The 24,496-nt window shown below is 71.4% G+C and carries 21 protein-coding genes and 3 pseudogenes; 12 read left to right on the top strand and 12 right to left on the bottom strand.

Annotated features, from left to right (window positions below; all coding sequences use genetic code 11):
- Positions 1-17: 17 nt before the first annotated feature.
- Together E6W39_RS16210 and E6W39_RS16215 are read right to left on the bottom strand one after the other, a co-directional pair.
- Positions 18-1,316, bottom strand: coding sequence for an MFS transporter (locus E6W39_RS16210; protein WP_181799292.1), 1,299 nt, complete (start codon positions 1,314-1,316; stop codon positions 18-20).
- The gene (locus E6W39_RS16215) at positions 1,313-1,852 is read right to left on the bottom strand and encodes an ArsR/SmtB family transcription factor (RefSeq protein WP_141634126.1); all 540 of its coding nucleotides are present in this window, start codon (positions 1,850-1,852) and stop codon (positions 1,313-1,315) included. Before E6W39_RS16215 ends, E6W39_RS16210 begins: the two co-directional genes overlap by 4 nt.
- A gap of 260 nt (positions 1,853-2,112) precedes the next feature.
- On the opposite strand from E6W39_RS16215, the gene E6W39_RS16220 reads away from it, so the two are divergent.
- The 3 genes from E6W39_RS16220 (at position 2,113) to E6W39_RS16230 (ending at position 4,997) form a co-directional block, all read left to right on the top strand.
- Positions 2,113-2,406 (top strand): DUF3311 domain-containing protein, encoded by a 294-nt coding sequence (locus E6W39_RS16220; RefSeq protein ID WP_141634127.1) that lies wholly within the window; start codon positions 2,113-2,115, stop codon positions 2,404-2,406.
- Entirely contained in the window at positions 2,403-4,019 is a 1,617-nt protein-coding gene (gene mctP, locus E6W39_RS16225) for a monocarboxylate uptake permease MctP (RefSeq protein ID WP_141634128.1), read from the top strand. The genes E6W39_RS16220 and mctP overlap by 4 nt, the downstream gene beginning before the upstream one ends.
- A gap of 207 nt (positions 4,020-4,226) precedes the next feature.
- On the top strand, positions 4,227-4,997 hold the full coding sequence (locus E6W39_RS16230; RefSeq protein ID WP_141634129.1) for a histidine phosphatase family protein: 771 nt from the start codon (positions 4,227-4,229) through the stop codon (positions 4,995-4,997).
- 177 nt (positions 4,998-5,174) lie between these two features.
- Here E6W39_RS16230 and E6W39_RS16235 read toward each other — a convergent pair whose 3' ends face one another.
- The 3 genes and pseudogenes from E6W39_RS16235 to katG all read right to left on the bottom strand — a co-directional run bounded on the left by E6W39_RS16235 (position 5,175) and on the right by katG (position 8,266).
- The gene (locus tag E6W39_RS16235; protein WP_141634130.1) at positions 5,175-5,486 is read right to left on the bottom strand and encodes a helix-turn-helix domain-containing protein; all 312 of its coding nucleotides are present in this window, start codon (positions 5,484-5,486) and stop codon (positions 5,175-5,177) included.
- A 36-nt stretch (positions 5,487-5,522) separates the two neighbouring features.
- Positions 5,523-5,901, bottom strand: a pseudogene (locus tag E6W39_RS16240) (type II toxin-antitoxin system RelE/ParE family toxin).
- Positions 5,902-6,044: 143 nt separating this feature from the next.
- Positions 6,045-8,266, bottom strand: a pseudogene (katG, locus tag E6W39_RS16245) (catalase/peroxidase HPI).
- A 202-nt stretch (positions 8,267-8,468) separates the two neighbouring features.
- Between katG and E6W39_RS16250 the strand changes: the two are divergent.
- The 5 genes from E6W39_RS16250 to E6W39_RS40450 all read left to right on the top strand — a co-directional run bounded on the left by E6W39_RS16250 (position 8,469) and on the right by E6W39_RS40450 (position 12,518).
- Complete coding sequence (locus E6W39_RS16250; RefSeq protein ID WP_141634131.1) at positions 8,469-8,879, top strand: Fur family transcriptional regulator; 411 nt, start codon at positions 8,469-8,471, stop codon at positions 8,877-8,879.
- A gap of 154 nt (positions 8,880-9,033) precedes the next feature.
- Positions 9,034-9,558 carry a PadR family transcriptional regulator gene (locus E6W39_RS16255; RefSeq protein WP_141634132.1) on the top strand — a complete coding sequence of 175 codons (525 nt, stop codon included), beginning with the start codon at positions 9,034-9,036 and terminating at the stop codon, positions 9,556-9,558.
- Complete coding sequence (locus tag E6W39_RS16260) at positions 9,555-10,244, top strand: ABC transporter ATP-binding protein (protein ID WP_141634133.1); 690 nt, start codon at positions 9,555-9,557, stop codon at positions 10,242-10,244. The genes E6W39_RS16255 and E6W39_RS16260 overlap by 4 nt, the downstream gene beginning before the upstream one ends.
- Positions 10,241-11,635, top strand: a complete 1,395-nt coding sequence (locus tag E6W39_RS40445; protein ID WP_220140221.1) for an FtsX-like permease family protein — start codon at positions 10,241-10,243, stop codon at positions 11,633-11,635. Before E6W39_RS16260 ends, E6W39_RS40445 begins: the two co-directional genes overlap by 4 nt.
- A gap of 145 nt (positions 11,636-11,780) precedes the next feature.
- Complete coding sequence (locus E6W39_RS40450) at positions 11,781-12,518, top strand: ABC transporter permease (protein ID WP_220140222.1); 738 nt, start codon at positions 11,781-11,783, stop codon at positions 12,516-12,518.
- A gap of 56 nt (positions 12,519-12,574) precedes the next feature.
- On the opposite strand, the gene E6W39_RS16270 is transcribed toward E6W39_RS40450, so the two are convergent.
- Together E6W39_RS16270 and E6W39_RS16275 are read right to left on the bottom strand one after the other, a co-directional pair.
- Positions 12,575-12,895: a transcriptional regulator gene (locus E6W39_RS16270; RefSeq protein WP_141634134.1), complete on the bottom strand. Its 321-nt coding sequence runs from the start codon at positions 12,893-12,895 to the stop codon at positions 12,575-12,577.
- Positions 12,892-13,347: a hypothetical protein gene (locus E6W39_RS16275; protein WP_141634135.1), complete on the bottom strand. Its 456-nt coding sequence runs from the start codon at positions 13,345-13,347 to the stop codon at positions 12,892-12,894. Before E6W39_RS16275 ends, E6W39_RS16270 begins: the two co-directional genes overlap by 4 nt.
- Before the next feature lie 198 nt (positions 13,348-13,545).
- On the opposite strand from E6W39_RS16275, the gene E6W39_RS16280 reads away from it, so the two are divergent.
- Positions 13,546-15,255 (top strand): ricin-type beta-trefoil lectin domain protein, encoded by a 1,710-nt coding sequence (locus E6W39_RS16280; RefSeq protein WP_141634136.1) that lies wholly within the window; start codon positions 13,546-13,548, stop codon positions 15,253-15,255.
- Between the two features lie 64 nt (positions 15,256-15,319).
- On the opposite strand, the gene E6W39_RS16285 is transcribed toward E6W39_RS16280, so the two are convergent.
- Positions 15,320-16,288: a helix-turn-helix domain-containing protein gene (locus E6W39_RS16285; RefSeq protein WP_141634137.1), complete on the bottom strand. Its 969-nt coding sequence runs from the start codon at positions 16,286-16,288 to the stop codon at positions 15,320-15,322.
- 93 nt (positions 16,289-16,381) lie between these two features.
- Here E6W39_RS16285 and E6W39_RS16290 point away from each other — a divergent pair, with 93 nt between their 5' ends.
- The 3 genes and pseudogenes from E6W39_RS16290 to E6W39_RS16300 all read left to right on the top strand — a co-directional run bounded on the left by E6W39_RS16290 (position 16,382) and on the right by E6W39_RS16300 (position 19,331).
- Positions 16,382-16,729, top strand: a complete 348-nt coding sequence (locus E6W39_RS16290; RefSeq protein WP_141634138.1) for a hypothetical protein — start codon at positions 16,382-16,384, stop codon at positions 16,727-16,729.
- Positions 16,672-17,162: pseudogene (locus E6W39_RS16295) on the top strand (GNAT family N-acetyltransferase). Before E6W39_RS16290 ends, E6W39_RS16295 begins: the two are co-directional and overlap by 58 nt.
- A 114-nt stretch (positions 17,163-17,276) precedes the next feature.
- Entirely contained in the window at positions 17,277-19,331 is a 2,055-nt protein-coding gene (locus E6W39_RS16300; protein ID WP_141634139.1) for an acyltransferase family protein, read from the top strand.
- A gap of 10 nt (positions 19,332-19,341) precedes the next feature.
- Here the strand turns inward: E6W39_RS16300 and E6W39_RS16305 are convergent, their stop codons facing one another.
- The 4 genes from E6W39_RS16305 to E6W39_RS16315 all read right to left on the bottom strand — a co-directional run bounded on the left by E6W39_RS16305 (position 19,342) and on the right by E6W39_RS16315 (position 24,460).
- A complete protein-coding gene (locus E6W39_RS16305; protein ID WP_141634140.1) occupies positions 19,342-20,556 on the bottom strand; it encodes a glycoside hydrolase family 113 in 1,215 nt (404 codons plus the stop codon).
- Between the two features lie 24 nt (positions 20,557-20,580).
- The gene (locus E6W39_RS16310) at positions 20,581-22,029 is read right to left on the bottom strand and encodes a glycosyltransferase family 2 protein (RefSeq protein ID WP_228718181.1); all 1,449 of its coding nucleotides are present in this window, start codon (positions 22,027-22,029) and stop codon (positions 20,581-20,583) included.
- Between the two features lie 92 nt (positions 22,030-22,121).
- Positions 22,122-22,913, bottom strand: a complete 792-nt coding sequence (locus tag E6W39_RS39380; protein WP_181799293.1) for a hypothetical protein — start codon at positions 22,911-22,913, stop codon at positions 22,122-22,124.
- Positions 22,914-23,014: 101 nt separating this feature from the next.
- A complete protein-coding gene (locus E6W39_RS16315) occupies positions 23,015-24,460 on the bottom strand; it encodes a glycoside hydrolase family 26 protein (RefSeq protein WP_141634141.1) in 1,446 nt (481 codons plus the stop codon).
- Positions 24,461-24,496: the final 36 nt, after the last annotated feature.

A 24,496-nucleotide genomic window follows, 5' to 3' on the forward strand; every position in this document is an offset into this window, starting at 1 on the left:
GGCCCCGGCCCGGACCGCTACTCCCCCGCGGCCCCCGCCGCCGCAGCCAGCGCCGCCTCGATGCGCTTGTTGCTGGCCAGCGTCACCGACAGCACCGCCGTGGAGGCCAGCAGCAGCGCCCCCACCAGGAACGGCGCCCGCAGGCCGGCGCTCTGGGCCAGCCAGCCGCCGAGCAGAGCGCCGACGGGGGCCGCGCCGAGGGCCATCAGGCGGCGGGCGGCACCCACCCGGCCGGCCAGCTCACCCGGGATCAGGGCCTGCGAGACGGAGGGGGCCAGCACCATGGTGGCCGCCATCGCGGCGCCCAGCAGGGCCAGGGCGAGGCCGGCCGGGATGAACGGCAGGGGGCCGGCGGAGAGGCCGAGCCCGATGAGGGCGGCGGCCTCGAGCAGGGCGGTGGTGGTCAGCGCGCGGCCGGTGCCGAGCAGCTTGCCGAGCCGCCCGGCCAGCGCGGCGCCCAGCAGGCCGCCGACGGCCTGGGCGGTCAGCAGCACACCGTAGCCCACGTTGCCGAGGTGCAGCTGGTGGTGGGCGAAGAGCACCAGGACGGCCTCCATGCCGGCGAAGGCCATGTTGCCGATGGCCGGCCGCAGCGCCAGGCCGAGCAGCACCTTGTCCTTGAACAGGAAGGCCGCACCCGTCTTGGCCTCCGCCCAGAGCGACGGGCCCTGCGGTTGCCGCCGCACCGGCGGCTGGGCGGGCAGGGTGCGGATCAGCAGCGAACTGGCCAGGAAGGAGAGCGCATCCAGCCCGAACGGCAGCGAGCGGGTCAGGGCGAAGAGTGCGCTGCCGGCGGGCGGTCCGGCGAAGTCGGCGGCCACCGTGCGGGCGCCCATCTGCCGGCTGTTCGCCTGCTGCAGCAACTCCAGGTCGCGGCCGAGCAGTTGCGGCAGGTAGGCGGAGCCGGCCGAGTCGAAGAAGATCTGCCCGGTCCCGAGCAGGAAGGCGACCGCCACCAGCAGCGGGATGCTCAGCAGGTGCAGCACGGCGGCCAGCGCGGGTATCGCGAGCAGGACGGCCCGCAGCAGATCGGTGATCCACATGGTGCGGCGCCGGTCCCAGCGGTCCACCAGCGCACCGCCGAGCAGGCCGAAGAAGAGCCAGGGCAGCAGCGCGGCCGAGGCGACCATGCCCAGCGCCACCGGGTTCTGGGTCAGGGTGGCGGCGAGCAGCGGCAGGGCGGCGAAGTAGACGCCGTCACCGAGGGAGGAGACCGCGCTGGCCGCCCAGAGGCGGCGGAAGGCGGCGGGCAACGCGGGCCGGACGGAGGGAGCCCCGGGGGTGGCGACGTCGGGGGCGAGTTGAGTGTTCGTCATCTGATGTCCTGGGGGCGGAAGAAGGCGATGACCAGCGAAGCTTCTGCCTCGTCGGGGTCGGCGGCGGCCCGCAGCTCCTCGCTGAGCGCGTTGAGGCGGCGGGTGAACTCCTCGTAGACCGCCTGGCTGATCCGCACGTGCTGCATCCGCACGGTGCGCGGCCCGGCCGGGGCGGCCTCCAGGTCGGCGATGGCGTGCCGCATCAGGATGTCCGGCTCGCCCGGTGCGGGGTCGGGCAGCACGATGCCGCGCGAGGTCCGGCCGTAGTACCGCTCGGTGACGCCGCGCACCTTGCGGGTGCTGACCACCTCGATCAGCCCGGCCCGCTCCAGCAGCCGGATGTGGTAGCTGGAGCTGCCCTTGGCCAGGCCCAGCTTGTCGGCCACCTGGGTGATGGTGGCGGGCGCGTCCCGCAGCACTCCCAGGATCCGGTGGCGCACCACGTTGTTGATGGCGCGCAGCTGCTCGTCGGTGGAGAGGTGGACGGTGTCCTCGGTGGGGACGGCGAAGAGGTCGTCGGCAGGCTCGTCTGTCACGGGACACAATGGTCAACACTTCTTGACCATTCGTCAACGGTTTCTGCCCGTCGAACTGATCATCAGATCCGACGCAGCAGCCGGGAGACCGCCGGGTAGCGGCTCGTTCCGCGAGATTCCTTGTTTTCTCCCGTGACACCGGGGCATGGAGTGCCATACATTCCCGTGCAGTCCACAGTCGATCACCAAGAGCGCTGCTCGGCGGGCGCGTTGAGCGCTGCGGCGCTGCTGGGATCCCCTGCCACCCGCCGGAGTCGCGAATGTCCACCGATCCTGACGTTCCATCAGCACCCCCGGGCGCACTGCCCGTGGTCACGCCGGCCCGCGTGCTCGCCGGGATCGCCCTGGCCGTGCCGGTCGTCGCCCTGCTCTGGGTCTCCTCGTACAGCCGCATGACGCCCGCGCTCGGCGGAGTGCCGTTCTTCTACTGGTACCAGATCCTCTGGATCCCGGTCTCCGCGCTCTTCACCGGCTCCGCCTACCTGCTGCTCAACCACGACGCCAAGCAGCGCAAGGCCGCCACCGCCATCCGCATGGGCGGTGAGCCGCGATGACGCACGGCGTGAACACGGTCGCCCTGGTGGTGTTCGTGCTCTTCTTCCTGCTGGTCACCGTGGTGGGCTTCCTGTCCGCCCGCTGGCGGCGCGCCGACAACGCCCTCCAACTGCACGAATGGGGCCTGGGCGGGCGCAGTTTCGGCACCTGGATCACCTGGTTCCTGCTCGGCGGCGACCTCTACACCGCGTACACCTTCATCGCGGTGCCCGCCTCGGTCTACGGCAGCGGCGCGAGCGGCTTCTTCGCCGTGCCGTACACGATCATCGCCTACCCGCTGGTGTTCCTCTTCCTGCCCCGGCTCTGGTCGGTGGCGCGGGCGCGCGGCTATGTCACCCCCGCCGACTTCGTGCGCGGGCGGTACGGTTCGCGCGGGCTGGCGCTCGCCGTGGCGTTCACCGGCATCCTCGCCACCATGCCGTACATCGCCCTCCAACTGGTCGGCATCCAGGCGGTGCTAGACACCCTGGGCGTGGGCGGCGGCGCGCACTCCAACTGGTTCGTCAAGGACCTGCCGCTCTTCATCGCCTTCGCCGTGCTGGCCGCCTACACCTACTCCTCGGGCCTGCGGGCGCCGGCGCTGATCGCGTTCGTCAAGGACACCCTGGTCTACATCGTGATCATCGTCGCGGTGATCTACCTGCCGATGCGGCTGGGCGGTTACGGGCACATCTTCGACGCGGCCGCGCAGAAGTTCCACACCAAGGGGAAGAACGGGCAGCCGATCGGCGCCATGGTGATCGGGCCCAAGGCGCAGTGGTCGTACGCCACCCTGGCGCTCGGCTCCTCACTGGCGCTCTTCATGTACCCGCACACCGTCACCGGCGTGCTGGCCGCCAAGTCGCGCAACACGGTGCGCCGCAACATGGCGATCCTGCCCGCCTATTCGCTGATGCTGGGCCTGCTGGCACTGCTCGGCTTCCTGGCCATCGCGGCCGGCGTGGGCAAGTCCAACCCGCAGCTGGCCGTGCCGGAGCTGTTCGCCAAGCTGTTCCCGAGCTGGTTCACCGGCGTCGCGTTCGCCGCGATCGGGATCGGCGCGCTGGTGCCGGCCGCGATCATGTCGATCGCCGCGGCCAACCTGTTCACCCGCAACATCTACAAGGAGTTCATCCGCCCGGCCGCCACCCCCGAGCAGGAGACCCGGGTCGCCAAGTTCGTCTCGCTGCTGGTCAAGGTGGGCGCGCTGGTCTTCGTGCTGGGCATGGACAAGCAGCTGGCGATCAACATGCAGCTGCTCGGCGGCATCTGGATCCTGCAGACCTGCGTCTCGATCGTCGCCGGCCTGTTCACCCGCTGGTTCCACCGCTGGGGGCTGCTGGCCGGCTGGGCGGTCGGCATGGTCTACGGCACCTGGAAGGCCTACGGCATCTCCTCCGCCGCCACCCACCACTTCGGCGGCAGCACGGCGAAGATCCCGGTGATCGGCGAGATCGGCTACATCGGCCTGACCGCGTTCGTGCTCAACCTGGTGGTCGCCGTGGTGCTCACGCTGGTCTTCAAGGCGCTCGGCACCCCGGACGGCAAGGACGAGACGTCCCCGGCGGACTACAGCGCGGAGGCGGGCGACCCCGAGCTCGTGGACGCGCCCCAACCGGCCGTGGCGCACTAAGCGCCCCGACGCGCGCCCTGTGACCGCGCCGCCACCGCCCTCAACACTGAGGGGGTGGCGGCGCGATCATATGTACGCCGTCCGGCTTTGTGACCAGTCCGAGCCCGACAGCCGTCTGTACGTCGTCCGGTTTTCTGCGCATTCTGAACATGACGTCGTCGGCGTCCGTCGAGGCGACGTCGCCGAACCCGACGGGGAGCACCGCCCATGCCCGAGCTGAGCACCATCCTCAACGGCCACCCGCGCCAGGACCGGGCGGCCACCCCGCTGCCGTCCGTCCTGATCGCCACCCGGCACGGACAGTCCACGGCCAACGTGGAGTTCCAGCTCGCCGACACCACCGGCGCCCTCAGCGTGCCGATCAGCTGCCGGGACGCCGACATCCCGCTCTCCATGCTCGGCCAGTCCCAGGCCCAGGCGCTCGGCCGCTGGTGGGCCGAACTGCCGCCCGCCGACCGCCCGCGCGACGTCTGGTGCTCGCCCTACGTGCGGGCCGCCGAAACCGCCCGGATCGCCATCGCGCAGGCCGCCGGCCTCGGCTCGGTGCCGGTCGGCCTCCCCGTCCGGTACGACGAGCGGCTGCGCGACCGCGAGCTCGGCGTCCTGGAGATGCTCACCCAGGCCGCCATCTCCAAGCACCACCCCGAGGAGGCCGCCCGCCGCCGCAAGATGGGCGAGCTCTACTACCGCCCGCCCGGCGGCGAGAGCTGGTCGGACGTCGCGCTGCGGGTCCGCGACTGCCTGCGGGACGTCTGCGCGGCGGAGTGCGGCCGCCCGGTGCTGCTGGTCGCGCACGACAACGTGGTGCTGATGCTGCGCTACGTGCTGGAGCAGCTGACCGAAGCGCAGCTGCTGGCGCTGGAGCCGGTGCGGAACTGCTCCGCCAGCCTGTGGCGGGCCGAGCAGGGGCGGATGCGCGGGGAGCTGTGGAACGAGGTGGGGCACCTGGCGGGAAGCAACTCAAACGGGTCGTCCTGACTGACCATCCGTCATAGCCTCTCCGCATGCGCTTGATCAAATACGCCCGCCTGGCGAGCGGGGAGTCGGCGACGATCTGAGGGGGCACCCGGGCCATGTCGTGGTGACCGGGTCGGCCGGGGGGATGGATGGGGTGGCCATGGCCAAGCGACAGGCAGAACCGCCCTCAGCGTGCCATCAACCGAGGATGATGCGCTCATCCCCGAAATCGGCCACGATTTCGAGCTTTCCACCCAGGGCCGAGACATAGGCCTCAAGCGTGCTCAGCTCGGCCCGTCTCAAGGCTCCGCGCTCAATCGCGCTGACTCGTGCCTGGGTGATGCCCATGGCGTCGGCCACCGACTTCTGAGTCATCTCCCGCTTCTTCCGCGCCTCAGCCAAGCGATGCGCGCGGACCTCGGCGAGCATCCGGCCACGGTGGGTGTCTACGGCGTCCTCGTCCTCCGGGCCGATCAGCTCAGCCCTGAGATCCTTCCAGTTGACACTCATCGAGCCTCCCTTATGCACTCTTTGGAGCCTGCCACTTCAACTCTCTTCCAGATGTTCCTTGTAGCGTGCCTCCGCCACGGGGATCGCTTCCCGGTACCAGCCTTTCCAGTTGCCGGACTTGTCACCCGCGACCAGCAGGACTGCCCTTCTCGGCGGATCAAAGGCGAACAGCAGACGTACCTCGCTGGACCCGGCAGAGCCCGGCCGCGGACCCGGCAGAGCCCGGCCGCAGCTCCTTGAGGTGCGACAGCCTCGATCCACTGACCGTATCCACGAGCGGACGCCCAAGCCCGGGTCCACGCTCCGCAAGCAGGTCGATGGCGGCCGAGACCAGCCTGAGCGTCTGCCGATCTTCCTTGCGCAGGGTGTGCAACCAGTCCCGCAGCTCGTCCACAACGATGATGTCCCAGCCCACCAGCGCCCCGCCCTAGTCCACCAGTACAACACAGGCGTAGTACAACTCATGTGTTGTAAAACCTAGAGGAATGCCCACAGAATGCGCCGGGGGCGCCCCCGTCGGCTGTTGCCGGCCGGCAGGGGCGCCCCGGGCGAGCGGGCTCAGACCAGGTCGTAGCGGTCCAGGTCCATCACCTTGGCCCAGGCGGCGACGAAGTCGTTGACGAACTTGGCCTTGGCGTCGTCGCTCGCGTAGACCTCGGCGAGGGCGCGGAGCTCGGAGTTGGAGCCGAAGACCAGGTCGGCGCGGGTGCCAGTCCACTTGACCTTGCCGGTTGCCGCGTCCCGGGCCTCGAAGGTGGCGGCGTCCTCGGAGGTCGCCGTCCACTCCGTGCCCAGGTCGAGCAGGTTGACGAAGAAGTCGTTGCTCAGGGTCCCCGGGTTCGCGGTGAGGACGCCGTGGGCGGACTGCTGGTGGTTGGCGCCGAGCACGCGCAGGCCGCCGACCAGGACGGTCATCTCGGGGCGGTCAGGGTCAGCAGGTTGGCCTTGTCGAGCAGCAGGAACTCGGCGGGGAGGCGGTTGCCCTTGCCGACCCAGTTGCGGAAGCCGTCGGAGGTGGGCTCCATGGCCGCGAACGACTCGACCTCGGTCATCTCCTGGCTGGCGTCGGTGCGGCCCGGGTGGAACGGCACCTGGACGTCGAAGCCGCCGTCCTTGGCCGCCTTCTCGACACCGGCCGCGCCGGCGAGCACGATCAGGTCGGCCAGCGAGATCTTCTTCTCCCCGCTCTGCTCCGCGTTGAACGCGGCCTGGACGCCCTCCAGGGTGCGCAGCACACCGGCGAGTTGGTCGGGCTCGTTGACCTCCCAGCCGCGCTGCGGCTCCAGGCGGATCCGGGCGCCGTTGACACCGCCGCGCTTGTCGCTGCCGCGGAACGAGGAGGCGGCGGCCCAGGCGGTGGTGACCAGCTGGGAGACGGTCAGGCCGGAGGCGAGGATCCGCTCCTTGAGGGCGGCGACGTCCGCGGCGCCGACGAGCTCGTGGTCGACGGCCGGGACCGGGTCCTGCCAGAGCAGCGCCTCGCTGGGGACCTCGGGGCCGAGGTAGCGGGCGATCGGGCCCATGTCGCGGTGGGTGAGCTTGAACCAGGCGCGGGCGAAGGCGTCCGCGAGCTGGTCGGGGTTCTCCAGGAAGCGCCGCGAGATCGGCTCGTAGACCGGGTCCATGCGCAGCGACAGGTCGGTGGTGAGCATGGTCGGCGCGTGGCTCTTCGCCGGGTCGTGGGCGTCGGGGACGGTGCCCGCGCCGGCGCCGTTCTTCGGCTTCCACTGGAAGGCGCCGGCGGGGCTCTTGGTGAGCTCCCACTCGTAGCCGAACAGGGTCTCGAAGAAGCTGTTGTTCCAGGTCGTCGGGGTCGCGGTCCAGGCGCCCTCGAGGCCGCTGGTGATGGCGTCGCCGCCCTTGCCGGTGCCGAAGCTGCTCTTCCAGCCGAGGCCCTGCTGCTCCAGCGGGGCGCCCTCGGGAGCCGGGCCGACCAGGTCGGCGGGGCCGGCGCCGTGGGTCTTGCCGAAGGTGTGGCCGCCGGCGATCAGCGCGACGGTCTCCTCGTCGTTCATGGCCATCCGGCGGAAGGTCTCGCGGATGTCGCGGGCCGCGGCGATCGGGTCCGGGTTGCCGTTGGGGCCCTCCGGGTTGACGTAGATCAGGCCCATCTGGACGGCGCCGAGCGGGTTCTCCAGCTCGCGCTCGCCGGTGTAGCGCTCATCGCCGAGCCAGGTGGTCTCGGGGCCCCAGTAGACGTCCTCCTCCGGCTCCCAGACGTCCTCGCGGCCGCCGCCGTAGCCGAAGGTCGTGAAGCCCATCTCCTCCAGGGCGACGTTGCCGGCGAGGATCATCAGGTCGGCCCAGGAGAGGCTGCGGCCGTACTTCTTCTTGATCGGCCAGAGCACCCGGCGGGCCTTGTCGAGGCTGGCGTTGTCCGGCCAGCTGTTGAGCGGGGCGAACCGCTGCTGGCCGGCGCCGGCGCCGCCGCGGCCGTCGCTGATCCGGTAGGTGCCCGCACTGTGCCAGGCCATCCGGATGATCAGCGGGCCGTAGTTGCCGTAGTCGGCCGGCCAGAAGTCCTGGGAGGTGGTGAGGACCTCGGTGATGTCCCGCTTCACCGCGGGCAGGTCGAGGGCCTTGAACGCCTCGGCGTAGTCGAACTCCGCACCGAGCGGGTTCGCCTCGGCGGGGTTCTTGGCGAGGATCTTCAGGTTGAGCTGGTTGGGCCACCACTGGCGGTTGCCGCCGCCCTGCGTGGGGTGCGGGGCGCGCCCGTGCATGACCGGGCAGCCACCCGCGCCCTCGGTCTCCGCTACGGCGTCGTGGTTCTCAGACATGGGAATCCTTCCGGACCAGGTGGATGCGGGAATGTCTCGAAAGTGGTGGGTCTCTTACTGATGCATCTCTTGGCTATCTTCAGAACCGATCCTACGATGGACAGAGTCTAAGTCAAGACGCAACACACCCTCGGACCCGATCGGACCCCGGACGCCCATTGGTAAACTCGGGCATCCCCCGAACCTGAATAGGTGAACCCATATGAGCGACCTGCTGGAGCGACTGCGTGGGCGTGGCTGGCGGCTGACCTCCCAGCGGCGGGTCGTTGCGGAGGTCCTCGACGGCGACCACGTGCACCTCACCGCCGACGAGGTGCACGCCCGCGCGGCCCAGCGGCTGCCGGAGATCTCCCGCGCGACCGTCTACAACACGCTCGGCGAGCTGGTCTCGCTCGGCGAGGTCATCGAGGTCTCCACCGACGGCCGCGCCAAGCGCTACGACCCCAACGCGCACCAGCCGCACCAGCACCTGGTCTGCTACGGCTGCGGTGCCATCCGCGACGTGCACCCGCTCGGCAACCCGCTGGCGGACCTCCCGGCGGACCAGCGGTTCGGGTTCACCGTCTCCGAGGCCGAGGTCACCTACCGCGGGCTCTGCCCCTCCTGCTCCTGACGCCACACCAGTCAACGTAGCGGCCCGGGCCGGGGCACCCCCGGGAAAACCCGAAGTTCGCCGGATAAACCCCTCGGCCTGCTGAGGCATCGTCACCTCCGCCTGCACCCAGGAGCATTGACGTCGAGTAGATACTGAGTGTAGATACTCAGTCATGACAGTTCCCCTCGCGTTACTCGGGCTGCTGGAACGGGCTCCGAGCCACGGCTACGACCTCAAGCGCGACTACGACAGCCTCTTCGGCCGCGACAAGCCGCTGCCGCCCGGCCAGGTCTACTCGACCCTCGGGCGGCTGGCCCGGGACGGCAAGGTGGTGATGGACGAGGTCGGTCCCGGCACCGGCCCCGACCGCAAGAAGTACGTGATCACCGACACCGGCGCGGTCGAGCTGCACGCCTGGCTCGCCGAGCCCGCCGACCCCGAACCGCACCTGCAGACCGTGCTGTTCACCAAGGTGGTGCTGGCGCTGCTGCTCGACCGCGACGCCGCCGGCTACCTCGACGCCCAGCGCCTGTCGCACCTGCGGCGGATGCGCGAGCTCACCGAGGTGCGGCGCAGCGGGCCGCTGGTGGACCGGCTGCTGGCCGACCACGGCCTCTTCCACCTGGAAGCCGACCTGCGCTGGATCGACCAGACCGCGGCCCGGCTCGGCCAGCTCGCCGAGGAGGTGCGCGGATGACCGCCGTCGTCCTGGAAGCCCGCGGGCTGGAGCTGTCCTTCGGGCAGACGCCCGCCCTGCGCGGCGCCGACCTCACCGTCATGACCGGCGAGATCCTGGCGATCATGGGCCCCAGCGGCTCCGGCAAGTCGACCCTGCTGCACTGCCTGGCCGGCATCCTCACCCCCGGCGCCGGGGAGATCCACTTCGCCGGGCGCCGCCTCGACACCATGCGCGAGGCGGAGCGCAGCGAGCTGCGCCGGGACCGGTTCGGATTCGTCTTCCAGTTCGGCCAGTTGGTGCCCGAGCTGACCGCCGAGGAGAACGTGGCGCTGCCGCTGCTGCTGGGCGGCCGCAAGCGGGCGGCCGCGCTCGCCGAGGCCCGCAGCTGGTTCGGGCGGCTCGGACTGGACGGCCTGGAGGCCCGCCGCTCCGGGGAGTTGTCCGGCGGTCAGGCCCAACGCGTGGCGCTGGCCAGGGCCATGGTCACCCGGCCGGACGTCATCTTCGCCGACGAGCCGACCGGCGCGCTGGACTCGCTCACCGGCGAGCAGGTGATGGACCTGCTGGTCACCACCGCCCGCGAGCACGGCACCACGGTCGTTGTGGTCACCCACGAAGCCCGGGTGGCCGCCTGCGCGGACCGCGAAGTCATCGTCCGGGACGGCAAAGTGACCGGCCTCGCCGCAGAACGGATGGCGTCGTGATCAGCCTCGGCGTCCGGCTCGCCATGGCCGGCGGTCGGGAGGCGCTGGCCAGGCTGATCGTGATCGCGTGCGCCGTGGCGGCCGGGGTCGGCCTGCTGCTCGGCATGCTGGCCGCGATCAACGGCGTGCAGAGCCAGCCCGCGCGCTACGCCTGGCTCAACAGCGCGCATTCCACCGACGCTCCGCGCGCCGGCGTCGACCCGCTCTGGTGGCGGCTCGCCGGCGACAGCTACCAGGACAAGCTGGTCGGGCGGGTCGACGTCGCCGCCACCGGCGCCAACTCGCCCGTGCCACCCGGCATCGCGAAGCTGCCCGGACCCGGCGAGTACTACGCCTCGCCCGCGCTCACCACGCTGCTGCAGAGTCTGCCCGCCGACCAGCTGGCCGCCCGCTACCCTGGCCACCAGGTCGGCACCGTCGGCCCGGCGGCCCTGCCGGGCCCCGACTCGCTGGTCATCGTGGTCGGCCACGCCCCGGCCGAACTCGCCGGCACCGATGGCGCCCGCGAGATCACCTCGATCATGACCACCGCGCCGACCAACTGCGACGACTGCCCGATCGGCCCCAAGGGCAGCGACCTGATCCTGATGCTCTCGGTGACGGCCGGGGCGCTGGTCTTCCCGGTCGTGATCCTGGTCGGCTTGGCCACCAGGCTGTCCGCCGCCCGCCGGGAGCAGCGGTTCGCGGCGATGCGGCTGGTCGGCGCCACTCCGCGGCAGATCTCGGTGCTCGCCACCATGGAGGCCGCGCTCGCCGCCACGGTCGGCATGGCGGGCGGCTTCGCGCTCTACGTGCCGATCCGGCTGGTGTTGACGCAGGTCAATGTCACCGGAACGCCGTTCTTCGACGGTGATCTGTCGCTCAATCCGTGGGACGTGCTGCTGGTCGCCTTCGGGGTGCCGATCGCGGCCTCCGTCGCGGCCCTGATCTCGCTGGCCCGGGTGCGGATCTCCCCGCTCGGGGTGGCCCGGCGGGTCACTCCCCCACCGCCCCGGGCCCGGCGGGTGCTGCCGCTGCTGCTGGGCGTCGTGGAGCTGGCGTTCTTCGTCGGCCGGAAGCCCGCCACTTCGGCCGGGCAGTCGATGGCCTACCTGCCCGGCCTGTTCCTGATCCTGACCGGGCTGATCACCGCCGGGCCGTGGCTGACCATGGTGGGCGCGCGCGTGATGGCCCGGCGCAGCAACACCCCGGCCGTGCTGATCGCCGCACGCCGGCTGGCCGATGACCCAAGGCCGGGTTCCGCTCGGTCGCCGGGCTGGTGCTGGCGCTCTGCGTCACCACCGGAGCGATCGCCATCATCACCGTGGTGGCCGACAAGCAGGGGGTGCCCAGGATCGGCGACGCCAGCAGCAGGGCGGCGATCGAGCACACCGTGCTCGACGACTTCCTGACCTCCTGGGACAAGAACGGCTCGCCCACCAGCGCCGAGAAGCCGCTGCCCGCTGCCGTGACAGCGCAGCTGCGGGCGGTTCCCGGAGTGACGGGGCTGACCGTGATCCACACCAATCCGCTCGGCACCCCGACCCCACCCAGCGAGTGCCCCCGGGCCACCCGCCGTACCAGGGCGGCCTGGTCACCTGCGAGCAGCTGGCCAGCACCCCGGCGTTCCACGGTTGCGAGCCCGGTGCCCAGACCGCCACGGTGGCGGCGAGCTTCGGCGACGCGGTGGACGGCGAGGTCAACTGGCCTCAGCAGTGGCCGACTTCCACCGTCCCGGCGGCGCAGGTGGACAAGCTGCCGGTACTGGGGGTGCTGGTGGGCACCAACGGCTCCCGCGCCGCCGTCGAGCAGGTCCGGACGCTGCTGGAGAACACCTATCCCGGACGTCTCTACGCGCCATGGACGTTGGCCGAGTTCCGGGACCAGCAGCAGAGCCGGGTGAGTGCCTACCAGCGGCTCGCCAACGCGGTCATGCTGGTGAGCCTGATGGTCGCCGGGTGCAGCCTGGCGGTCGGCGTGGCCGGTGGACTCAGCGAGCGCAAGCGGCCGTTCAGCCTGCTGCGGCTGACCGGCGTGCAGCTGAGGATGCTGCGGCGGACCGTGCTGCTGGAGAGCGCGCTGCCGCTGCTGGTGGTGTCGGCGGTGGCGATCGGGATGGGGTTCCTGGCGGCTGATCTATTCCTGGAGGCGCAGGTCGGGTACTCGGTGGAGGCGCCCAGCGCGTCGTACTACGTACTGGTGGTCGCCGGGCTGGTGGCCTCGCTCGGGGTGATCGGGTCCACCCTGCCGCTGCTGAAGCGGATCACCGGCCCCGAGGCCGCGCGGAACGACTGAACACCCTTGGTGGGCGACGGCAGTTGGAGGGGTACTGCCGTCGCCCACAGCTGCATTCAGGCCTGCGGCGGCTGCCCCGCCGCGCGGGCCGCGCTGTCCACGATGGCCTGGAGCGCCGCCAGGTGGTCCGCCAGCGCGGTGCGGCCCGCCGCAGTGAGCGCGAGCCAGGTGCGCGGGCGCTTGCCGACGTACCCCTTGCGCACCTTGACGTAGCCGGCCTCCTCCAGCGCCGAGACGATCCGGCTGACGCTGGCGTCGGAGATCCCGCAGTAGTCGCGGACCGCGCCGAACTCGGCCTCGTGGCAGCCGGAGAGGAAGCCGACCAGGGCGAGCCGGGTGGGGTGGTGGATGACCTCGTCGACTCTGGGGCCGCTCATGCGCGGATCGCCCGCGCGCGCTCACGGGCGCTGTCGAACCACAGGTAGCCGCCGAGCACCAACCCCGAGACGACGGCGCCGGTCTGCCAGCCGAACGGGACGGCGGTCAGCCAACTCGCGCCCCAGAGCAGCATGCTGACCAGGTGGCCGCGCAGCCGCTCCTTCCGGTACGGATGGTCCTTGGGCATCACCAGCACCCCGCCGGGCCGGACCGCCGCCGTGTGCACGGCGATGAACGCCACCCCGGCGACGATGACCAGGGCCCGCAGCCAGATCGCCGGATGGTCGGTGGCGAACACGAAGGGCGCCGCGATGTAGGCGATGCCGCCCAGGATGCCGCGGGCCGGCGGGTACCAGGCCGGGGTCGGGCGGGGCGCGACGGCGGCGGCGCGGGCCTGGCGGTAGACGCCGAGCGCGGCGGCCGCGGCTGACGGGTCGTCGGAGACGGACATGGTTCCCCCTGGAATCGACACTGCCGCGCTGACTCCTTGTCAGCACGGCATCTACTTTCGCGGTGCAAAAGTACTTTTGGCAAGCCCAGGTGATCTTTGCTCATTCCTGCTCGTTTTCACCGCCCTATTGACGCTAACGCGCAACGACGGTGCACTAGTCGCGCACAGAACCCCGTCCCCCAACGGAAGGAGCTCGTCGTGCCCTCAGTACGCCGCACCCTCCACGTTCTGCTGACGTCCGCCTGCCTGGTCGCCGCACCGCTGCTGGTGAGCAGCCCGTCCTCGGCGGCGGCCGCCACTCAGACCACTCGCACCACTCACACCACTCACACCCCCGCACTGGCCGCCACCCCGCCGATGGGCTGGAACGACTGGGCGCACTACCAGTGCGGCATCACCGAGCAGACCATCACCGGCAACGCCGACGCCCTGGTCAGCAACGGCCTGGCCGCCAAGGGCTACACCACCGTCACCGTGGACGACTGCTGGATGGCGAGCAGCCGCGACGCAGGCGGCCACCTGGTCGCCGACCCGGTCGAGTTCCCGCACGGCATGGCCTGGCTGGGCAGCTACCTGCACAGCAGGGGCCTGAAGTTCGGCATCTACGAGGACGCCGGCTCCAGCACCTGCGGCGGCTACCCCGGCAGCGGCCAGCCCTCCGGCGGCGGCGCCGACCACTTCGCCGAGGACGCGGCCGACTTCGCCGCCTGGGGCGTGGACTACCTCAAGCTGGACGGCTGCAACGTCTACACCGCCACCGGCCAGACCCAGGAGCAGGCCTACCGCCAGGCCTACGACGCCGAGGCCGCCGCCCTGGCCGGCAGCGGACGGGCGATCACCTTCTCGGAGTCGGCGCCCGCCTACTTCCAGAGCGGCGAGTGGGGCAACCCGAGCTGGTTCTCGGTACTGGGCTGGGTCGGCGGCGACGGCCAACTCTGGCGCGAGGGCTGGGACATCGCCACCTATGACGCCAGCAGGCCGAACACCTCGCGGTGGAGCTCGGTACTGAGCAACTACGGCTACAACCACTGGATCGGCCGCTACGCCAAGCCCGGCAACTGGAACGACCCCGACTTCCTGATCGCCGGGGACCCGGGGTTGAGCAACGACGAGGCCCGCAGCCAGGTCGCGCTCTGGTCGATGATGGCCGCGCCGATGATCCTCTCCTCCGACGTCGCCAACCTCTCCCCCGCCGGGCTCGCCGCCCTCGGCAACACCAGCCTGATCGCGCTCGACCAGGACTCGCTGGGCAAGCAGGCCGCAGTGGTCGCCACCAACGGCTCAACCGACGTACTGACCAAGCCACTTGCCAACGGGGACCGGGCGGTCTCGGTGCTCAACCGGACGTCGGGTGCGCTGCCGGTGTCGGTCGCGCTGGCCTCGGTGGGCCTGCCGGGCTGCACGGTGAGCGCCAAGGACCTCTGGACCGGGGCGAGTTCGACGGTCTCCGGCTCGCTGACCGGCACCGTGCCGGCCCACGGCACCGCCGTCTGGCGGCTCACCCCGCACGGCTGCACCACCCCCGTGCCCACCGGCCAGTTGACCGGAAACGGCGCCAAGTGCGTTGACGACTCCGGCAGTTCCACGACCGACGGCAACCCGGTGATCCTCTACAGCTGCACCGGCAACCCCAACCAGCAGTGGACCCTCCCGTCCGACGGCACCATCCGCACCCTCGGCAAGTGCCTCACCGCAACCGGCACTTCGGCCGGCTCCTGGGCCACCCTGAACAGCTGCGGCAGCACCGGCGGCCAGTCCTGGACCGCCCAGCCCGACGGCACCCTGGTCAACGCCGCCTCCGGCCTCTGCCTCGACGTCTACGGCGGCGGCACCGCCGACGCCACCCGCCTGGACACCTGGACCTGCGGCAGCCACCAGGCCAACCAGGCCTGGTCGCTACCGGCCTGACGCAGCACGCCCCGAACGCCGGCCGCGGGTGCCCCACCACCCGCGGCCGGCCCGCGCTCGGGGATCAGCGGGCGCCCCGCGCCAGGTCGCAGCCGAACGCCCGGCGGTAGGCCAGCGGCGTCGTCCCCACCCAGCGGCCGAAGTGGTGGCGCAGGGTGGCCGCGTTGCCGAAGCCGACGCGGGTGGCGACGGTCTCCACGGGGTGGTCGGTCTCCTCCAGGAGGCGCTGGGCGTAGAGGACCCGCTGGCCTATCAGCCAGCGCAGCGGGGTGGTGCCGGTCTCCTGCTGGAAGCGGCGGGCGAAGGTGCGGGGAGCCATGTGGGCGCGGGCGGCTAGCTGGTCCACGGTCCAGTCGCGGTCGAGCTCCTCGCGCATCCAGTCGAGGACCGTGCCGAAGGAGGTGGTGGACGGCCGGTCCGGGAGCGGGCGGTCGACGTACTGGGCCTGGCCGCCGTCCCGGTGCGCGGCCACCACCATGCGGCGGGCGATGCCCCGGGCCACCTCGGCGCCCTGGAGCTTGCGGACCAGGTGCAGGCAGGCGTCGATGCCGGCCGCCGTACCCGCCGAGGTGATCACCGGGTCCTCGTCGACGTAGAGCACGTCCGGCTCGATGGTGGTCAGCGGGAAGCGCTCGGCCAGGTGGTCGGTGTAGCGCCAGTGGGTGGTGCTGCGCCGCCCGTCCAGCAGCCCGGCGGCGCCGAGCAGGAAGGCGCCGCTGCAGATGGAGAGCACCCGGGCGCCGCGCTCCACCACGTCCCGCAGGGCCATGCACAGCTCGGGCGGGTAGTCGGACTTGATCCCGACGGCCGTCACCACCACCAGGTCGGCGGTGGCCAGCCGCTCCACGCCGTGCGGCACGTCGACGCTGAAGCCGGCGTGGGTGCGCAGCGCGCCGGGCCGGTCGGCGGCGATCGCGAAGTCGTAGACCGGTAGGCCCTGTTCACTCCGGTCCAGCCCGAACACCTCGCAGGCCACCCCGAGTTCGAAGGGGTGGACCTCCTCCAGCACGACCGCGACCACGTCTCGCAACATGCCCGGCAGCCTAGCGCGCGGCTGGCAGCAATTCGACGGAGTATGTCGTTCCTGCCACTCGTGGGGCTCCGGGGCGGCCGGAAGAGTGGGGGCATGACCTCTTCCACCCTGGCGAGCGCACTCGCCGTACTCGGCCTGGTCACCGGGATCGGGCTGCTCGGCTACCTGGTCGGCCGCGATGTGGACCGCAGCGCCCGGCTCGGCCGCGACAACTGGCAGCGCCCGGGCGGCTATCCGGTCGACCCGGCCCGACCCGACCGCCTGCACGCCGCCCCGACGCCCGCCACTGCCACTGCCGCTCCCACCGCCGCGCTGCCCAACCAGGACCGGCTGCGCGGAACCCTCCCCGCCGCCTCTGACCTGCGCTTTGGCACACTTGTCCGATGGACTTCCGCATCCGCCCCGCAACCGAAGCCGATCTGCGTCCCGCGGGCGAGGTGACCGTCGAGGCGTTCGTCCAAGACGGGCACGTCGACCCCGCCGGCCCCTATGCGAACCTGCTGCGTGACGCCGCCCGCCGCGCCGCCGAGGCCGAACTGCTGGTCGCCGTCGACGCCGTCGACCAGGTGCTCGGCTGCGTGACCTTCGCGGTCGGCGGCACGGAGTGGGCCGACATCGCCACCCCGGGGAGGGCGAGATCCGGATGCTCGCCACCGCGGCCGCCGCCCGGGGCCGCGGGGTCGGCGAGGCCCTGGTGCGCGCCGCCATGGCCCGCAGCAGGGAGCTCGGCCTGGCCGGCATGGCCTTCTCCACCCAGCCCCGGATGACCGCCGCCCACCGCGTCTACGAGCGGGTCGGCTTCCGCCGCGCCCCCGAGCGCGACTGGCGGCCGGTGCCGGAGGTCGAGCTGTGGGTGTACACCATGCGGTTCTGAGCCCGCCCCCGGGTCCCGCTCGCCCACCCCGGGCGGCGAAGATCCTTTGATATGCCCCTATGATCGAGCGTTCAGAAACCGCCGTCTGGCCGTCCGTCACAGGAGTATCTCCTCATGCATCAAGCGCCCACCGCGCGCCGGGAGCCCTCCGGGTCCGGACCGACCCTGCAGCAGATGCGGGCCGCTCGGGAGGCCGCCGTCGCGGCCGGCCTGCGACCGGCGAGTCCGCCGGTCGACTTCAAGGCCGAGGCAGCGGTCGTGCCGCCGCCGCGGCGCGCCGAGGCGGCGGCATCGGCACCGTCGCTGCGCTACACGGCCGTTGACGGCCTGCGGGGCGTGGCCATCATCTCCGTGCTGCTCTACCACACCAACTGGTTCCAGGACGGCCTGTTCGGTGTGGACGCGTTCTTCGTGCTCTCCGGCTTCCTGGTCACCCTGATCCTGATCCGCGAGCTGGAGCGGCGCGGCCGCATCGCGCTGGGCCGCTTCTACCGCCGGCGTGCCAAGCGGCTGCTGCCCGGCCTGCTGTTCACCCTGGCCGCGGTGCTGGTCCTGGCCGCGCTGTTCAGCCCGCTGCGGGACGCCCAGACCCTCAAGCCCCAGGCCCTGTCCGCGCTGCTGCAGTACGCCAACTGGTCCCAGATCGCCAACGGCAGTGCGTACTGGGAGCACTTCGCCGGCATCACCCCGTTCGCCGCGATGTGGTCACTGAGCATCACCGAGCAGTTCTACGTGGTCTGGCCGCTGCTGCTCGGCCTGCTCTTCGTGCTCTTCCGCCGCTCGATCGGGGCCACGGCCGTCGCCGTCTTCGTGCTGTTCGGCGCCTCGGCCGCGGTGGCCCCGCTGATGTGGAACGGCAGCAACAGCGACCGCCTCTACCTCGGCACCGAGACCCGCGCGGTCGCCTTCGCCGCCGGTGCCGCCGCGGCCTTCGCGGTGCACCTGCTGAACCGCCGCTCGGCCGGCAGCGCCCGGGGCCGGGGCCGCTCCCGCAAGGCGGGCAAGGCCGGCTCCGGCAGCCTGGCCACCACCATCCTGCTGAACCTGCTGGGCGCGGCCGCGCTCGGCGCGGTGGTCTGGCTGAGCCTCAAGGTGCCGAACTACCACAACCCGTTCCTCTACAAGGGCGGCCTGGCCGTCGTCGCCGCCCTGGTGGCGGTGCTGGCCGCCTCCCTCTGCCACCCGCGCGGGCCGCTGGTCAAGCTGCTCTCGCTGCCGCCGCTGGTGCTGACCGGGCGGATGTCCTACAGCCTCTACCTGCTGCACCTGCCGGTCTACTGGATGATGCAGCAGCACCTCGACGACGTCTCACCGGCGATGCTGTTCGGCGTGGGCGGGTCGATCACCTGGGGCCTGGCGCTCTTCCTGCACTTCGGCACCGAGGCGCTGCGCCGCCGCGACTGGCGGCCCAGCCGGGCCGTGCCGCTGATGACCGCGGCCGCGCTGGCGATCGGCGCCGCCTCCTGGTACCTGCCGTCGTTCGTCGCCCAGCAGATGCGACCCGCCGGCCGGCCGCTGGTGGTGTCGCTCGGCGACTCCTTCTCGGGCGACCTGGCCACCGGGCTCTACCTGAACGGCGGCCGGTACGCAGTGGTGGACGGCAGCGTCAGCGGCTGCGGGATCTTCGACCCGGACAAGGTGCGCGGCACCTCCCAGGTCGAGTTCGACACCACCCCCGACTGCCGGCAGCGGTCGGCCCTGTGGAACAAGGACCTCAGGACCGGCAACCCGAAGGCGGTCCTGCTCCACCTGGGCTGGGACGCCGCCCAGCAGTCCCTGAACGGCGCCTGGCTCTCCCCGTGCGATGCCGCCTACCAGTCCCGCTACCGCACCCAGCTCACCGACGCGGTCAACCGGATCAGGCAGCAGGCGCCCGGCGCCAAGGTGCTGCTGATGAACGAGCGGCTGGAGAACGGCGCCATCAACCGCAAGTGGGGCACCTGCTTCGACCAGCAGATCGGCGACTTCATCAAGGCCTCGAACGGCTCGGTCCGGCTCGTCGACCTGAACGGGTTCCTGTGCCCGCAGGGCGCCTGCCGCTGGGAGGACGACAAGGGCGCGGCGATCTACCCGCCGGGCGACGGCGTGCACCTGACCCCGGCCGGGCGCCGACTGGTCACCCCGTGGCTGGAGAACCAGATCAGCGCCGCGCTGGCCGCCTCGTCCTGACTCAGGCGGCTCAGCCGGCGGGCTGTTCGGGGACCTCGTAGCTGCCGGAGAAGCACTGCCGGATCGCCGCCTCCGACTGCGCCCGCCCGGCGAAGTCCATCCGGGGCGTGTCGTCGTTCACCGGCAGCGTCGGGTCGGTCCCGAAGTAGAGCGACCAGAGGTACATCCCGGCGAGCTGGCGCTGCGCGGCCACCTGGCAGACGGCGGTGAACCACTTCGCCTGGACCGCCTCGTTGACCGTCCGCTTGGTGGTGAAGTCGCCCGGCTTGGCGTAGGCGCCCTGCTGGGCCGGGATGCCCACCTCGGAGAGCGTGACGCCCGGCAGCGGCCCCTTGCCCTTCTTGTCCAGCCAGGTGTTCCAGCTGTTCACCAGCGTGGACACCGGCGACTGGTCGGTCGCCGACTTGGCCGGGAAGTAGGCGTCCACGCCCTGCGATTCGGCCGGGACGGGGATGTCGCCCCTGGTGAAGTTGTCCCAGTTGGCGTCATAGCCGACGTCACCGTGGAAGACCTGCTTGGCGTCCGATATCAGGGTCTGCCAATGCGAGTCGCTCTCCAGCGAGTTGAACTCGGTGCCGATCGTGAAGGAGGCCGCGCCGTGCTTCTGTGCGCTCTTCAGGTACGGCTGCAGCAACGACTCGTAGCTGCCGAACCAGGCGTCCCGGTCGGTCGGCGCGATGGTGCCGCGCCAGTCGCCGGCCGGGTCGTCCAGCACCGCCTCGTCCATGATCGGACGGACCGTCACCTTCAGCCCGGCCCGCCGGGCCGTGTCGATCAGGATGCCTAGCCGGTCCGGGCTCGGCGTGGTCGGGTGCGCCGACACCTCGTTCGCGCGCAGGCCGGTGGTGTAGAAGGGGAACGAGACCGCGATGGCGTTGGCGTTCAGCCCCACGACGTACTTCACGATGCGGTCGGCCTTGCCCTGGACGTAGGCGTCGGCGTCCGCCGGATCGTCCAACCAGTAGACCTGGATGCCCCATTCGGGCATGCCGGTCTGCCACTGCTTGGCCACCTTCGGCCCGGTGTCGGCCGACGGCTGCGCCGAGGCGGTGGCGCCCGGCTGGGCCGTCGGGGCGGCACTCGCGGTGCCCGCACCGGGCTTCAGCACGGTCGACGCGCTCTTGGCGCGGTCGAAGTTGATCGGATGGTCGCCGTAGAGCACCGGCACGGCGGCGGTCACGGCCACCACGGCGACCGGCAGGATGTAGACGATGTAGCGCTTCACGAGAGTTGGTCCCGATCGAATGGGTCAGGCCGGCTTTGCGATGACGACGAACTTGTTCTCCTCGCGCCGCAGGAACTTGATCAGGCCGCGCAGCCCGCCCAGTCCCTCGATGAAGGAGAACAGCGGAATGGCCGCCACCACGACCATCGGCTCCCACCACTTGCGGCGGTGCTGGGCCGAGCCGACGACGTTCAACCGCAGCCCCTCCCAGTAGGTCCAGATCACGTAGGCGAAGTTGAGCGCCCAGACGAGGGTCACCGACTGGGTCACCGGGGAGGTGTTCATGTTGCCGGTGAACCAGGCGACCAGCAGCACCAGCCCGACGTGCTGGAGCGGGCCGAGCACCCAGCTGACCATCCCCATGCCGATGAAGAGCCGGAACCGCAGCGCGATCGTCGGGTTGAAGCAGAGCGCGACCAGGCCCCAGGCCCAGCGCTCCCGCTGCTTCACGAAGTCCCTGATCCCGGCCGGCGAGGCGCCGTAGCAGCGGCCGTTGAACCAGTCGCTGCGGCCCGGGTAGCGCAGGCAGAAGTTGAGCGCCAGCTGGGCGTCCTCGACGATCGTGTCCGGGCCGAAGTCCCAGCCGATGGTGGCCTCGATCGAGGACCGCATCAGCAGCAGCTCGCCGTGCACGCCGGCCACCGGGGTGCCGGTGCCGGTCATGGCGCGGAACCGGGCGATGTCGTCGGCGGGGCGGATCGCGTCGGCGAGCCAGGTGAAGGTGCTGACCGCGTTCTCCCGGGGGTAGGTCAGGATCCCCTGGGCCATGTGCTTGCCGTCCTGGCCGGCCCGGCGCTGGCGGTTGACGAACTGGGCGGTGGCCGCCGCGGTGTCCGGGCCGACGCCGGTGTCGTCGTCCATGTGCAGCACCCAGACGTCGTCCTCGGCCTCGCCCTCGGCGATCCGCAGCTCGTGCGAGTAGTGGTTGGCACGGGCCTTGAACTTGGTGCCGTTCGGGGTCTGGTAGGCCTTCGGCACGGTGACGACCCGGATCAGCGGGCTGCGCTCGGCCAGCTCGTCGATCTGCTCGGCGGCCGCGCAGCCCTCCTCGGTGAGGATGTCGACCCGCATCCACGGGAAGTACGGCGGCAGGTGCTCCACGTAGGAGAGCACCGAGCGCTCCAGCGCCGGGTAGGTGTCATGGCGGCCGATGGTCGGCACCAGAACGATCAGGAAGTCGTCCTCGGCCGGCACCGCCGGGGTCATCCGGTCCACCTGGCGCAGCCGTCGACGCACCATCAGCACGCCCTGGAAGCCGATCAGCACTCCGATCACCGGCATCGACCAGATGATCGTCAGGGCCCAGCCGAGCGGTGTCGGGTTGGGCTCGAACGACCAGATCGAGAAGCCGAAGATCACCAGGAACGACAGGTAGAACGGCATCACCCGTGGCTTCCACGCGCGCTGCCGTTCGGCAAGACGCGCCGCCTCGCGGGAGGTGGTCAGCGTGGGGCGTGCGGGAGCGATGGTCATGGCAGTCGGTGGTCCTCGTGAAGGCGGTCGGGCAACCGGCTCCGCGGTCCGGAGGATCCGGCGGGGTCGCAGCGCATCGAGAGTGCGCCAGCCTACCCTTGCTGGCGCGGCGGCTCGGCCTCGGGGGGCCTGATCAGGAACGACGTCGGCTCACCCGTCGGCCGGGCCGGTGGCGCGGGCGGCGCCGGGTACGGCGGGGAGGGCGGCACCGGGCCACCCCACTGCGGCTGCGCCTGCTGGGGCGGCTGAGGCGGCATCGGCTGCGACGCCTGCTGAGGCGGCTGCTGCTGCCAGGGTGCCGGCGGCTGGGGCTGGAGCTGCTGCGGCTGGCTCGGCCAGGGAGCGGGCGCGGGAGCAGGAGCGGGCGGCTGCGCGGCGAACGGCGGCTGCGCGGGCGCCGCCCACTGCGAGGGCGCGGGCGCCCAGCCGGCCACCGCCCGATCACCCATCAGCGAGCGGAGCAGCACCACGATCAGGAAGCCGGCCACCAGCACGCCCAGCCCGAAGGTCACCAGCTTGAGCATCCCCTCGGTGGTGCCGGTGAACCACACCCGCTGCGGCTTGTCGAAGAGCGCCCCGGTCAGGCTCCGCACCCGGTTGTAGCCCTCGACCAGGGCCACACCGACCAGGATCCCGCGCGCCCAGTCCCGGCCGCGCAGGATCATGGCAGCGCCGACCAGGTAGGCCACCGCGTAGTTGAGGTCGCCGGTCTCCGCCTTCATGGCGTCGCCGCCGTAGTAGAAGACGCCCTCGACGAAGGTGGGGAACCCGACCTGGACGAAGCAGTTGTAGGCCGACCAGCCGAGCAGCACCACGGCCCAGCCGGCCGCCACCCAGCCCGCCGATCGCACCGCTCCCGACGGTGCCAGTTCCCCCGAACGCACGCCTGCCTCCCCGGACCCGAACAGATATCAGGCACAGAGTGCCACAGCGGCCCGGTTGTGAAGGCCCCGAGTCCGTGATCACAGGCCAATTGTTATGGGGCTCACCTCACGTGCAGTGAACTCCAGTCGGTGGACGAGGAGTAGGCCGCCGCTCCACCGGTGATCGCCGTCGGAGCGTCATAGCTCGCCTTCACATCGGCGTTGGAGTTGCTGATGGCGTCGGGGTGCAGGTTTCCCGACGTCAGGGACTGCCCCCAGACCGTCCACAGGGTCCAGGGCGTGCGCTGCAGGGTGTCGGGCTGGCGGGAGTTGACCGGCACGGCGAAGGACTCGGCCATGATCCGCGGCTTCTTGTAGGCCGCCAGGCCGTCGTAGTAGCGCTTGGTCCACACCTCGCCGGTGCCGATCGGGTGTGCGGGGCTGCCGCTGTAGTCGTCCACCCCGACCAGGTCGACGTACTGGTCGCCCGGGTAGTAGTTCCACGGGTCGACGCCGGGCGCGCCGTCCCAGGAGACCGGCGTCCAGGCGAAGACGAGGTTGTGCAGTCCCCTGGTCTTCACCAGGTAGTCGTAGGTGATCCGCCACAGCGCCTGGTAGTCCGCGGGCTTCTGCCCGGACCACCAGAAGCCGTCGCCGCAGCCGGTGGAGTTCATCTCGTGGTACGGGCGGAAGATCACCGGGATGTCGTGCTCGGCCAGGTACTGCAGGTGGTCGGCCACGTACGACAGGTCCTGGACCAGGGCCTGGTACTCCGGGGTCCTGTGCGTGGCGTCCACCACCCTGGAGAACCAGTTGGGGTCGGTGGCGGCCGGTGAGTTGCGGCAGAGCACCCGGTCGAACGACTTGACCGGCGAGCCCGGGTACGGCTCGTGGAAGGACATGCCGACGATCCCGGCCGGCGCGCCGCCGTTGTCGGGGATGGTGGTGGTGCTGCCGTCGCAGTTCTGCTGGGTGCCGCTGGTGCCGTAGGTGCCGTCCTGGGCCCTGGGATGGCCCAGCCAGACGGCGGCCAGCAGGTCCACCTCGTCGTCGGTGTACTGCCACTTGGAGGAGCAGGTGGGCCACTTGCCGGCGGAATAGGTGCGCGGGTCGCCCACGCCCCAACTGCTCTGGCCGTAGCCAGGACCGAGGTCGGTCTCCACGAAGCCCGGCAGCTTGCCGGTGATGTCGGCGGCCTTCTTGTAGTAGTAGCCGACGCCCTTGATGCCCTCGTAGTCCCCGTAGTCGACGTTGTAGAGCTCGTTCTGCGCCTCTATGTGCTGCCCGATCACCGTGCCCGGGGTCTTTCCGGCCCGGGCACCCTGCTCGAGGTCGGCGAGGAACTGGTAGACCGCGCGGGCCTGCGGGCTGGCCTTGGGGTCGCGCTTGAGGAGGTCGGCGCCGGCCCCGGGCGGCAGCGCCCGGACCGTGCCGAGCTGCCCCCCGCTGGCCGCCGGCCGGTCACCGGGGCTGGCGCCCTCCAGCGCGCAGGCCGCGGCCACCGTCAGCACCAGCACGGTGCAGCTCAACGCACCGGTCCACGTTCGCGACAGCCGCGGCAGTCCCACCTTCACTCCTCCGGATCGACAAGCTCCGGGGAAGCT

This window comes from Kitasatospora acidiphila, from assembly GCF_006636205.1.
Classification (GTDB): domain Bacteria; phylum Actinomycetota; class Actinomycetes; order Streptomycetales; family Streptomycetaceae; genus Kitasatospora; species Kitasatospora acidiphila.